Genomic DNA, 12,009 nt, shown 5'->3' with positions numbered 1-12,009 from the left:
GCCCACGTGAGGGTAACCGCTCGAGGCCGAAGTCCTCGCGTAGGCTTTCCGGCCATGACGACCATGTGGGGCGCTCCGCTGCACAAGCGCTGGCGGGGGTCGCGGCTGCGTGACCCGCGCCAGGCGAGGTTCTTGACGATGGCGTCGCTGCGCTGGGTTTTGGCCAATCGTGCCTACACCCCGTGGTACCTGGTGCGCTATTGGCGGTTGTTGAAGTTCAAGCTCACCAACCCGCACATCATCACAAGGGGGATGGTGTTCCTGGGCAAGGGCGTGGAAATCCAGGCCACCCCGGAGCTGTCGACGATGGAGATCGGCCGGTGGGTGCACATCGGCGACAAGAACACCATCCGCTGCCACGAGGGCTCGCTACGGTTCGGTGACAAGGTGGTCCTCGGCCGCGACAACGTCATCAACACCTACCTCGACATCGAGTTCGGCGACTCGGTGCTGATGGCCGACTGGGTGTACATCTGTGATTTCGACCACAAGATGGACGACATCAACGTGCCGATCAAGGACCAGGGCATCGTCAAGGGACCGGTGCGCATCGGTCCCGACACCTGGATCGCCACCAAGGTCACCGTGCTGCGGAACACGACGGTCGGGCGCGGGTGTGTGCTCGGTTCGCACGCCGTGGTCAAGGGCGAGGTGCCGGACTTCTCCATCGCCGTCGGCGCGCCTGCCAAGGTCGTCAAGAACCGGCGGCTGGCGTGGGAGACGTCTGCGGCCCAGCGCGCCGAACTGGCCGCGGCGCTGGCCGACATCGAACGTAAAAAAGCCTCGCGCTGACTTTCCTTTCCCGGCGGGCGTGCGGGTTTGCGGCCGACACGCCGTCATGTGGGCGAAGTTTGCGCACGTCCCCTACTTGCGTGTGGGCCCACGCGGGGCGGTGTCAGCGGTCGGGTAGCGCGTGCTCGACGATGGTGCGTCGGCGGTGTGGTTGGCGCTCAGCGCGTTTGGCGGCCAGATACACCTGCGCGGTCTCCTCGGCGACGGTGTTCCAGGCGAAGTCTGAGGTGAGACGTTCGCGCGCGGCGACGGCCATCTTCTGGGCGGCCTGCGCGTCGTCGAGCACGGTGCGTACCGCGGCGGCGAGGCCGGCGATGTCGCCCGGGGCATAGGACATGCCGGTCTGGCCGTTGATCACCGCCTCACCCAAACCGCCGACGTCGGAGGTCACCAACGGGGTGCCCGTGGCGGCCGCCTCCAGTGCGACGATGCCGAACGGTTCGTAGTGACTGGGCAGCACGGCCGCGTCGGCGGTGTGCAGAAGATCGACCAGGGCGTCGTGGTTGAGGTGACCGACAAACGATGTGGCCTTGAGCACCTTGTGTTTTCGCGCCTGTTCGACGAGCCACGCCTGCTGGGTTCCGGTCCCGGCGATGGTCAGCGTGGTGCCGGGGTGGGTGCGCCGGATGCGGGGCAGCGCGGCGATGGCGTCGTGGATGCCCTTCTCGTACTCGAGCCGGCCCAGATACAGCAGCTGTGCCGGCCCCTGGCGCGGCCGTCGCGGCGCGAACGGCCAACGCGCGACGTCGATTCCGTTGCGGATCACCCGGATCTCGGCCAGCCCGGGACCGAACAACTCGGTGATCTCGTCGCTCATCGAGGTCGAACATGTGATCAGCGAGTCGGATTCGTGAACCAACCAGGACTCCACCGCGTGTACCTGGCGGCTGATCGGTCCGGAAACCCAGCCCGAGTGCCTGCCGGCTTCGGTGGCGTGGACGGTGGAAATCAGTGGTACATCGTAGTATTCGGCAAGGGCGATCGCCGGATGCGCGACGAGCCAGTCGTGGGCGTGGACGACGTCGGGCTTCCAGGGTTCGGTGTCGGCGCCCTTGAGCGCCAGCCCGGCGCGCACCATCGCATGGCCCATCGCCAGCGTCCACGCCATCATGTCGGTGCCGAATTCGAACTCGTGCGGATCCTGCGCGGCGGCGACGACGCGGACACCCTCGGTGACGTCGTCGGTCGTGGGATGGCTGCTGGGGTCGGTGCCGCTGGGCCGGCGGCTGAGCACCACCACCTCGTGTCCTGCGTCGGCCAGCGCCGTGGCCAAGTGGTGGACGTGGCGACCGAGGCCGCCGACGACGACCGGCGGGTACTCCCACGACACCATAAGGACTTTCACCTGACACCGCCGATGCGGCGCGTGGGCCCACACGCAAGTAGGGGACGTGCGTGAAGTTCGGCTGATTGACGGCGTGTCGGCCGCTGGGACCGCCGCTTGCGAGGGGAACACGCACGCTCGCGCATGAGGGCGGGGGCGGTCATCGGGGTAACCGCCGGGCGTCCAGCGCGCCGAACAGTCCGTCGGCGCGGTTCCAGCCCTCGGCCAGCCGCTGAGCGTGGTCGGGTCGGCCCGCGGCCATGGCGTCGGCGATCTCGCGGGTGGCGTGGGCGTGCAGGTGCGCACGGTAGCGCGCGTACTCCGCGGCCGTGTCCTTGCTCACCATGAACGGCCAGTCGCTGGAGACCGTCAACAGCGTCTCGCGAAGGATCTGATCGGCGACGAAACTGCGGGGGGTGGGCGCGCCGACCGACGTGGTGAACTCGCCGAGCGCCTTGTCCACCGTGGACAGCGCGGTGTCGACGACTTCGCTGTTCAAGTGGACCAGGTCGCCGACCTGCTCACCGGCCCACACCTGCCAGTCCTTACCCGAACCCCATGAGCTGGGCGGTAATTCGACCGCAGAACCCACGAAGCCCTCGGCGATCGCATCGGACAACGTGCCGATTCGCACCCCGGCCTCCGGCAGCGCGCGCAGCACACGCGCCAGCCACGCCGGGCCCTCGTACCACCAGTGGCCGAACAACTCGGTGTCGAAGGCCGCGATCACGTGGGCCGGCCTGCCGATGCGTTCGCTCTCGTCGATGAGCCGGCGGCGCACCACGTCGACGAAATCTTGGACGTGGTGCTCGATCGCACGCTCGGCGCGCTGCGGATCGTAGGGCGCCTTGTCCTCGGAGTCGACATTGCGGCCGGTCACTCGCGCGGGCTTGAGCCCGGTGGTGTGGTCGTAGGTATGGAAGTCGCGGTACGCCGGGTGCCCCGGATAGCCCGACTTGGGCGACCACACCCGGTAGCTGACCGAAAGGTCCCTGCCGAACGCGACGACGTCGGACCCGCCGACGGTGCGGCCCAGCGCGGTGTCCCCGTGCAACGACGGCCCGTCGACCATGAAGTGGCCGACACCGGCTGCGGCATAGCCGGTTTCCATGCCCGGCGCGTACGCGCACTCGGGCGCCCAGATACCGCGCGGGGTGTGCGCGAATCGCAGCGAGGCATCGGCGAGTCCCTCGCGCAGCGCGAACTCGCGCAGCCGCGGGTTGAGTAGCGGCTGGAACGGGTGCGCCAGCGGGCCGCCGAGCAACTCGATGGTGTCGGCGTCGATCAGCTCACGTAGCAGCGGGCTGGCACCGTGCGCCCACAGCGTCTCGAAGTCGGCGATCGCGCGCTCGGTGTCGCCCAGTTCGCGAATGCCGAACTCGCGCAACGGGGCCCCGAGCGTCGTCGCCTCCAGCGCGCGCAGCTGCCAGTTGGCCAGCCAATGGTGCATGCCGGTGAGGCAGTACGGATCGTCGAGTTGCGCGGTGACCACGGGCGTCATGCCGAGCGTCACCACGCGGCGACGGCCTTCTGCGGCCAGTCCGCGAAGGACACGCATCAGCGGTAGGTAGGCCGCCGACCACGACTGGTAGAGCCATTCCTCGCCGACCGGCCAGCGGCCGTGGTGGGCCAGCCAGGGCAGATGCGTGTGTAAGACCAGCGTGAACATCCCCGGAGCCGGCGGGCCGGCGGCAGTCAACTCACCCGTCGAAGTCCTCACGGTCGCACCGCGATTGCCACCAGGTCGAGGCTGCCGTCGATGTCGCGGTCCGCGGCGTCGGCGAGATCGAAATCGTCGGCACGCACCGACGCGACGTCGGCGAGCAGGTCGGCCGGCCACGGCGCGTCCGCCAAGGCGCGGGTGATCTGGGCGTCGATGATCGAACCGCCGTGACGGGCATCCAGGTCGCGCAGGCGCGCGCCGTGGAAGACCCCGCACATGCGTTCCATCCGAAACCCTTCTGCTGTCAGCAATTCGATCAGCTCCGCGGCGTTGAGTTCGCGGGTGTGGAACGGGTTGACCGGGGTGTCGCGGCCGGGGGAGAAGGTGATGCGGTTGGGGGTGGACATCAGCAGCACACCGCCGGGACGCAGCACCCGCAGACACTCGGCGACGAATTGTCCTTGATCCCAGAGATGTTCGATCACCTGGAAGTTGACCACGACGTCGACCTCCCCGTCGGACAACGGTAACGAGGCCAGGTTCCCGTGCCGCATCTCGACGCGGGGATAGCGCGCCCGGACGTGGGCGACCGCCGATTCGTCATAGTCCAGACCGATCACGCGGCGCGCCACGTCGGCGATCAGGTCGGCGCCGTAGCCCTCGCCGCACCCCGCTTCGAGAACGTCGCGGCCCGCGCAGCGATCGGCCAGACGCTGGTACACCACCTCGTGGCGGCGGAACCAGTAGTTCTCCTCCGGCAGGCCCGGAACCGTGCGTTCCCCGGTAAGGGGAAGGTCCGGACCGCCGGTAACGAATGCGCTCATTGGAAGGCAGGCTAACCCGAATCGGCTCGCTGACGAACGCTTCACCGCCTACGTGCTGCTAGAACGCCAACTTCGACCCGCTATTGTGTTCCTGCGAACCACCACAAGTTACTCGCTAGTAACATGGTGTTAGTTGCTTCAAACGTGGTAAAGCAGGCCGGCCCTCCGGCCTCTTCAAGGAGGACGAACCAGACTCATGACGAACATCGTGGTCCTGATCAAACAGGTCCCTGACACCTGGTCGGAGCGCAAGCTCTCCGACGGCGACTTCACCCTCGACCGTGAGGCCGCCGACGCCGTGCTCGACGAGATCAACGAGCGCGCCGTCGAAGAGGCGCTGCTGATCAAGGAGAAAGAGGGCGGCGAGGGCACTGTGACAGTGCTCACAGCCGGGCCCGAGCGCGCCACCGAGGCCATCCGCAAGGCGCTGTCGATGGGCGCCGACAAGGCGGTGCACCTCGTCGACGACGGCATGCACGGCTCCGACATGGTGCAGACCGGCTGGGCGCTGGCGCGCGCACTGGGCACCATCGAGGGCACCGAGCTGGTCATCGCCGGTAACGAGGCCACCGACGGTGTCGGTGGAGCGGTCCCGGCCATCGTCGCCGAGTACCTGGGCCTGCCCCAGCTGACCCACCTGCGCAAGGTGACGGTCGAGGACGGCAGGGTCACCGGCGAGCGCGAAACCGACGACGGCGTCTTCACGCTGGAGGCTGCGCTGCCCGCCGTGATCAGCGTCAACGAGAAGATCAACGAGCCGCGCTTCCCGTCCTTCAAGGGCATCATGGCCGCCAAGAAGAAGGAAGTCACCACGCTGTCGCTCGCCGACATCGGCGTCGAGGCCGACGAGGTCGGCGTCGCCAACGCAGGTTCGAAGGTGCTGTCCTCGACCCCGAAGCCGCCGAAGACGGCCGGCGAGAAGGTTACCGACGAAGGCGACGGCGGCACCAAGGTCGCCGAGTACCTCGTGGCCCAGAAAATCATCTAACCCCGACTTCGGAGAAGGACACAAAAGCTCATGGCAGAAGTACTTGTGCTCGTCGAGCACGCCGAAGGTGCCCCCAAGAAGGTCACCGCTGAACTGATCACCGCGGCCCGCGCCCTGGGTGAGCCGTCCGCCGTTGTGGTGGGCAAGCCCGGCACCGCCGAGCCGCTCGTCGAGTCGCTCAAGGAGGCCGGCGCGGCCAAGATCTACACCGCCGAGTCCGACGAGGCGGAGAACTACCTCATCACCCCCTACGTCGACGTGCTGGCCTCGCTGGTCGAATCGGCCGGCCCGGCAGCGGTGCTGCTGGCCGCGTCGGCCGACGGTAAGGAGATCGCCGGGCGGCTGGCCGCGCGGACCGGCGCGGGCGTGCTGACCGACGTCGTGGAGGTCAAGGAGGGCGGCAAGGCCGTCCACTCGATCTTCGGCGGCGCCTACACCGTCGAGGCCGAGGCCACCGGTGAGCTCGCGGTCATCACCGTGCGCCCCGGGTCGGTGGAGGCCGCGCCGAGCGCGGGCGCCGGCGAGGTCGTCAGCGTCGAGGTGCCGGGCCAGGCCGAGAACGCGACCAAGATCACCAAGCGTGAACCCGCGGTGGCCGGCGACCGTCCGGAGCTCACCGAGGCCACGGTCGTCGTCTCCGGCGGTCGCGGTGTCGGCAGCGCCGAGAACTTCACGGTCGTCGAGGAGCTGGCCGACGCGCTCGGCGGCGCCGTCGGTGCGTCGCGCGCCGCGGTCGACTCCGGCTACTACCCGGGCCAGTTCCAGGTGGGCCAGACCGGTAAGACCGTTTCGCCGCAGCTCTACATCGCGCTGGGCATTTCCGGTGCCATCCAGCACCGCGCGGGTATGCAGACGTCGAAGACGATCATCGCGGTGAACAAGGACGAGGAGGCGCCGATCTTCGAGATCGCCGACCTGGGCATCGTCGGTGACCTGTTCAAGGTCACCCCGCAGCTGACCGAGGCGGTCAAGGCCCGCAAGGGATAGTCGACTCGACCGGCAACACGCGAACGCCCCGACGCCCTGCGCCGGGGCGTTTTGCGTTGCGGTCGCCACCGTCAGGACTACGGATTTTCAAGGGTTCAAACGAGACCACCGGCGTGCGAGCGTTGTTTCTGCGACTCAACGAAAGGTGTTCGGAAATGAAGATCACGGTTATCGGCGCCACCGGGCTCATCGGTTCCAAGGTGGTTCCGCTGCTGGAAGCCGGCGGCCACACGGTGGTGTCGGCGTCCCGTCAAAGCGGGCTGGACGTGCTCACCGGCGAGGGCCTGGCCGACGCGCTGAGCGGTGCAGACGTGCTGGTGGACCTGACGAACTCGCCGTCGTTCGAGGACGAACCCGTCAAGCAGTTCTTCACCACGTCGACCACCAACCTGGTGAAAGCCGCCGCCGAAGCCGGCGTCGACCACTACGTGGCGTTGTCCATCGTCGGGGCCGACGGGCTGCCCGACAGCGGCTACATGCGGGCCAAGGTCGTCCAGGAGACGATCCTGCGCCAATCGGGGCTGCCGTACACGATCGTGCGGGCCACCCAGTTCGACGAGTTCGCCGAGTCCATCACCGAATCGTTGACGATCGACGGGCAGGTGCATGCGCCCGACGGGATGATCCAGCCGATCGCAGGCGATGACGTCGCCGTGCAGGTGGCGCGCGCGGCCATGGCGCCCGCCCGCAACGGCTACGTCAACATCGGCGGACCCGACAAGTTGTCGTTCGCCGATCTGGCCCGCGCGGTGCTGAGCGCCAAAGGTGACGACCGGCCCGTCGTCGTCGACTCGACGGCCACTTACTTCGGCACCCGGGTCGACGACCACAGCCTGGTCACCGGCGACGACGCCACGATCGCGCCGATCCGGTTCGCCGACTGGATGGCCAGCCGGTAGCGGCCATGAGCGCGCTGACGGACGTGATCGGGCAACGCCGTTCGACCCGGATGTTCCTGCCGGACAAGCCGGTGCCCCGAGAGCTGCTCGACGAAGCCCTCGCTCTGGCCATGCGCGCCCCCTCGAACACGAACCTTCAGCCGTGGCGACTGTTCCTGACGTCCGGACCCCGGCGCGACCGGCTGGTCGCGGCACTGCTGGAGCAGGCGGTGCGCGGGTTCCCGGAGACCGTGGGCATCCCGGAAAGCTTCGCGCCGCTGCGCTACGAGTTCGGGGCGCTGGTGTACGGCGCGATGGGAGTCGCCAGGGACGATCGCGAGGGCAGGCAGCGCGCCCGGCTGCGCAACTGGGAGTTCTTCCGGGCGCCCGTGGCCGGGGTGGTGTGTATGCACCGCGAGCTCGGTCTGGCCGACGCGGTCGGGGTCGGGATGTTTCTGCAGACGCTGTTGCTCGCCCTCACCGAACGCGGGCTCGGCACCTGCGTGCAGGCCTCGATCGCGCACTTCCCGGAAACCCTGCACGCCGAGCTGGACATCCCCGACGAGCTCACCCCGATCTGTGGGCTTGCCGTCGGCTATCCCGACCCGGGCTTTCCGGCCAACCAGCTGTACACCCCGCGCAACGCCGTGGCGGCCAACGTGGTGTTCCGGGAGTCCTGAAAGGCCGACTCGTCGTCGGGCACGCGGTGCCACGGTGTACGAATCACCGTGTCGGGCATGCCGATTCGCAGTTCCGCTTCGGGTCCCATCGGGTCGGCCGTGCCGAAGCGCCGCCGCGATCGGCGACGACACGCTGCCGGCCTCCGTCCCGCGCCTGATGACCGCGCCGCGCACCGTCGCGGGGCGCGGGTGGCGTCGCTGCGCTTGACGGCGGCCGAACCGGCGCGGCCTGGCCGCCCGTGGCGAATCGGCGGTGCGTGCTGGGCGGGCCCGGTCACCTGCTGGCGGCCTGACCGCGGGACCCGGAGCATGCGCACCCGGCCGCTAGACTTGAACGGTTATGACCTCGCCGACGACGCCGGATGCCCTTCGCCCGAGGGGCTCATCAGGGCCGGTCTACCTCGATCACGCCGCCACCACCCCGATGCACCCCGCTGCCATCGAGGCGATGACGGCGGTGCTGGCGACCGTCGGCAACGCATCGTCGCTGCACGGCACCGGCCGGGTGGCACGCCGCCGGATGGAGGAGGCGCGCGAGGCGCTGGCCCTCGTGCTGGGCGCGCGGCCGTCGGAGGTGATCTTCACCGCGGGCGGCACCGAAAGTGACAACCTGGCCGTCAAGGGCATCTTCTGGGCCCGCCGTGACGCCGAACCCCGTCGTCGCCGCATCGTCACCACGCCCGTCGAGCACCACGCCGTGCTGGACGCGGTGGAATGGCTTGTCGAGCACGAAGGCGCCGAGGTGAGCTGGCTGCCGGTGCAGCCGGACGGATCGGTGACATCGAGCGCGTTACGAGACATCCTGCAGCGCAACGACGACGTCGCTCTCGTCTCGGTGATGTGGGCCAACAACGAGGTCGGCACCATCATGCCGATCGCTGAACTGGCCTCGGTGGCAGCCGAGTTCGGCGTGCCGATGCACAGCGACGCGGTGCAGGCCGTCGGCCAGATCCCGGTCGACTTCGCGGCCAGTGGACTGTCGGCGATGAGCGTCACCGCACACAAGTTCGGCGGGCCCACCGGGGTCGGCGCGTTGCTGCTGCGCCGAGACACCGCCTGCGTTCCGCTGCTGCACGGCGGCGGTCAGGAACGCGATGTCCGTTCCGGCACACCGCACGTCGCCGGCGCGGTGGCGATGGCCGCGGCGGCCAAGGTGGCCGTCGAAGGACTCGACGCGCACAGCGCGCGGGTGACCCGACTGCGGGACAGGTTGATCGACGGTGTGCTGTCCACCATCGACGACGCACATCTCAACGGGGCGGGTGGGGCCGGCAGGTTGCCGGGCAACACGCACTTCACCTTCCGTGGCTGCGAGGGCGACTCGTTGTTGATGCTGCTGGACGCCAAGGGAATCGAATGTTCGACGGGTTCGGCGTGCACCGCAGGGGTGGCGCAGCCGTCCCACGTGCTGATCGCGATGGGCAGCGACCCGGCCAACGCCAGAGGGTCGCTGCGGTTTTCGCTGGGGCACACCAGCACCGAGGCGGACGTCGACGCCGCCCTTGCCGTGCTGCCCGCCGCGGTGAAGCGAGCCCGGCAGGCGGTGCTGGCGAGTTCGGGAGCGCTGGACTAATGCGCGTACTCGTGGCGATGAGCGGTGGGGTGGACTCTTCGGTTGCCGCCGCCCGGATGGTCGACGCCAGCCACGACGTCGTCGGCGTGCACCTGGCGCTGTCGGCCGCGCCTGGCACGCTGCGCACCGGATCGCGCGGTTGTTGCTCGAAGGAAGACGCCGGGGATGCCCGTCGCGTCGCCGATGTGCTCGACATCCCGTTCTACGTTTGGGATTTCGCCGACCGCTTCGCAGATGACGTTATCGACGACTTCGTGTCCGCTTACGCGCGCGGTGAGACGCCGAACCCGTGTGTGCGGTGCAACGAACGAATCAAGTTCTCCGCGTTGGCCGCCCGTGCGCTGGCGCTGGGTTTCGACGCGGTGGCCACCGGCCACTACGCCCGGCTCGTCGACGGCAGGCTGCGCCGCGCGGTCGATTACGACAAGGACCAGTCCTACGTGCTCGGTGTGTTGACCGCCGAGCAGCTGCGTCACGCGCTGTTCCCCATCGGTGATACGCCGAAGGCCCAGATCCGCGAGGAGGCCGCGCGTCGCGGGCTCGCGGTCGCCGACAAACCCGACAGCCACGACATCTGCTTCATCCCGTCCGGGGACACCCGGGCGTTTCTGGGCGCACGCATCGGCGTGCGCAGAGGCGCCGTGGTCGACGCGGGCGGCACGGTACTGGCCGAACACGACGGGGTGCACGGTTTCACCGTCGGACAGCGCAAGGGCCTGGGCATCGCCGGGCCCGGCCCCGACGGCCGGCCGCGCTACGTCACCGGCATCGACGCCGAAACCAGCACCGTCTATGTCGGCGAGGCCGCGGATCTGGATATCTGGACATTGACCGGCGAAAGTCCCGTGTTCACCTCCGGCGTCGCACCCGCCGGGCCGGTGGAGTGCGCGGTACAGGTGCGCGCGCACGGCGGGATCGCCGACGGCGTCGCGCAACTGCGTGACGGGCAGTTGGTGGTCGATCTGCGCGCTCCGCTGCGCGGGGTGGCCCCGGGACAGACGATGGTGCTCTACCGCACGGACCCGCAGGGAGACGAGGTTCTCGGGAGCGCGACCATCCGTCGGTGACGCTGCGACGGTGGTTCCGTCGTCGGATAGCGGCTAATATAAATGAGTCACATCCGTTAAATTCGCGAGCGGAGGCCATCCGGTGGGCGAGGAAGTCCATGCAGCGCCGGCGCGACCGCGACGAGATCGCCTACCGCGCAACAGGCAACGCGAACGCGTGCTGCATCTGCTGCGCAAGTACGACGGTGCGATGGACGCCGCCGAAATCGCTACGCAGATCGGTCTGCACGTAACGACGGTGCGCTTTCACCTCGACGCGTTGTGTGACGAGGGTGCGGTCGTGCGCACGCGGTTACCCCGCAGCGGAGCGGGACGGCCGCGGACCGGTTATGTGGCGGTGGAGGAGCGGCTGGACTACCGGGTTCTCGCCGAAGTCTTGGCGATGGAGCTCGGCAGGACCGAGGAGACCCGCCGCGAGCGGGCCGAGCGTGCGGGACGGCGCTGGGCGAACCAGATGGCCGCGGTGTTCACGGCGGACGCCGGGACCGCCCGCAACGGCGCCGACCACGCAGTCGATCGTCTGGCGGTTGCGGCGTCCAAAGTCTTTGCCCGCATGGGTTTCGCGCCCGAACTGCTGACCCCGAAGCGCTCACGCGCGAAGCGTGAACGGGTGATCATGCTGCATGCCTGCCCGATCCGCGAACTGGCACGCTCGCACCCCGAGGTGGGCTGCGGCCTTCACCGCGGGGTGCTGGCCGGGCTGGTACGCGATACGGGGATGTCCGCGGAGCTCGAGCCGTTCGTCGAGCCCGAACTCTGCCTGGCGAGGTTGGTGTCAAATGACTGAAGCTGCTGGATATGTGCAACTGCTCGTGCCGGTGCTGTGGCTCGGCATGGTGCTGGCCATATCGTTTTTGGAGGCACCGCTGAAGTTCGGCGCGCCCGGCGTGACCCTGCCGATCGGGCTCGGCATCGGACGTCGCGTGTTCAAAGCCCTCAACGGTGTCGAAATCGTGCTTGCTGTCGTGCTTTTGGTGGCTATCCTGATCGCCAAACCGTCAACGGTGGTATGGATCCTGGTGCTGGTGGCCGCGGCGGTGCTGGCGATTCAGGTGATCTTCGTGCGTCCACCGCTGACCAAGCGCTCTAACCGGGTGCTCGCCGGTGAGAGGCTGCCCCGCTCGAACATGCACTATGTCTACGTCGCCTTCGAACTGGTCAAGGTCGGCGTGCTCATCGCACTGGCTCTGGTGTTGACGTCGCGGGTGGTCGAGTACCTGGTCTGAGGGCCGG

12 protein-coding genes are annotated in these 12,009 nt (G+C 68.6%); 9 read left to right on the top strand and 3 right to left on the bottom strand.

Annotated features, from left to right (window positions below):
• Positions 1 to 54 precede the first annotated feature (54 nt).
• Positions 55 to 792, top strand: coding sequence for an acyltransferase (locus K3U96_RS17455; RefSeq protein WP_069405098.1), 738 nt, complete (start codon positions 55 to 57; stop codon positions 790 to 792).
• Positions 793 to 895: 103 nt separating this feature from the next.
• On the opposite strand, the gene K3U96_RS17450 is transcribed toward K3U96_RS17455, so the two are convergent.
• The 3 genes from K3U96_RS17450 to K3U96_RS17440 form a co-directional block, all read right to left on the bottom strand.
• The gene (locus K3U96_RS17450; RefSeq protein ID WP_110917301.1) at positions 896 to 2,137 is read right to left on the bottom strand and encodes a glycosyltransferase family 4 protein; all 1,242 of its coding nucleotides are present in this window, start codon (positions 2,135 to 2,137) and stop codon (positions 896 to 898) included.
• Between the two features lie 139 nt (positions 2,138 to 2,276).
• Positions 2,277 to 3,785: a 1,4-alpha-glucan branching protein domain-containing protein gene (locus K3U96_RS17445; RefSeq protein WP_220693567.1), complete on the bottom strand. Its 1,509-nt coding sequence runs from the start codon at positions 3,783 to 3,785 to the stop codon at positions 2,277 to 2,279.
• A 47-nt stretch (positions 3,786 to 3,832) separates the two neighbouring features.
• The gene (locus K3U96_RS17440) at positions 3,833 to 4,603 is read right to left on the bottom strand and encodes a class I SAM-dependent methyltransferase (protein WP_220690531.1); all 771 of its coding nucleotides are present in this window, start codon (positions 4,601 to 4,603) and stop codon (positions 3,833 to 3,835) included.
• A gap of 196 nt (positions 4,604 to 4,799) precedes the next feature.
• Here K3U96_RS17440 and K3U96_RS17435 point away from each other — a divergent pair, with 196 nt between their 5' ends.
• From K3U96_RS17435 to K3U96_RS17400, 8 genes are all read left to right on the top strand, one after another.
• Positions 4,800 to 5,591: an electron transfer flavoprotein subunit beta/FixA family protein gene (locus K3U96_RS17435; RefSeq protein ID WP_069405094.1), complete on the top strand. Its 792-nt coding sequence runs from the start codon at positions 4,800 to 4,802 to the stop codon at positions 5,589 to 5,591.
• Positions 5,592 to 5,621: 30 nt separating this feature from the next.
• On the top strand, positions 5,622 to 6,578 hold the full coding sequence (locus K3U96_RS17430) for an electron transfer flavoprotein subunit alpha/FixB family protein (protein WP_069405093.1): 957 nt from the start codon (positions 5,622 to 5,624) through the stop codon (positions 6,576 to 6,578).
• A 155-nt stretch (positions 6,579 to 6,733) separates the two neighbouring features.
• A complete protein-coding gene (locus K3U96_RS17425) occupies positions 6,734 to 7,477 on the top strand; it encodes an SDR family oxidoreductase (RefSeq protein ID WP_220690530.1) in 744 nt (247 codons plus the stop codon).
• A gap of 5 nt (positions 7,478 to 7,482) precedes the next feature.
• Positions 7,483 to 8,136 carry a nitroreductase gene (locus K3U96_RS17420; protein WP_220690529.1) on the top strand — a complete coding sequence of 218 codons (654 nt, stop codon included), beginning with the start codon at positions 7,483 to 7,485 and terminating at the stop codon, positions 8,134 to 8,136.
• Between the two features lie 340 nt (positions 8,137 to 8,476).
• Positions 8,477 to 9,709: a cysteine desulfurase family protein gene (locus K3U96_RS17415; protein ID WP_220690528.1), complete on the top strand. Its 1,233-nt coding sequence runs from the start codon at positions 8,477 to 8,479 to the stop codon at positions 9,707 to 9,709.
• Positions 9,709 to 10,776 (top strand): tRNA 2-thiouridine(34) synthase MnmA, encoded by a 1,068-nt coding sequence (gene mnmA, locus K3U96_RS17410; RefSeq protein WP_220690527.1) that lies wholly within the window; start codon positions 9,709 to 9,711, stop codon positions 10,774 to 10,776. Before K3U96_RS17415 ends, mnmA begins: the two co-directional genes overlap by 1 nt.
• Positions 10,777 to 10,858: 82 nt before the next feature.
• Complete coding sequence (locus K3U96_RS17405) at positions 10,859 to 11,563, top strand: helix-turn-helix transcriptional regulator (protein WP_220690526.1); 705 nt, start codon at positions 10,859 to 10,861, stop codon at positions 11,561 to 11,563.
• The gene (locus K3U96_RS17400) at positions 11,556 to 12,002 is read left to right on the top strand and encodes a hypothetical protein (protein ID WP_220690525.1); all 447 of its coding nucleotides are present in this window, start codon (positions 11,556 to 11,558) and stop codon (positions 12,000 to 12,002) included. Before K3U96_RS17405 ends, K3U96_RS17400 begins: the two co-directional genes overlap by 8 nt.
• The last annotated feature ends 7 nt before the right edge of the window (positions 12,003 to 12,009 follow it).

The sequence above is a fragment of the Mycolicibacterium holsaticum DSM 44478 = JCM 12374 genome (assembly GCF_019645835.1).
Classification (GTDB): domain Bacteria; phylum Actinomycetota; class Actinomycetes; order Mycobacteriales; family Mycobacteriaceae; genus Mycobacterium; species Mycobacterium holsaticum.
This window is presented reverse-complemented; position numbering and strand designations above follow the sequence as displayed.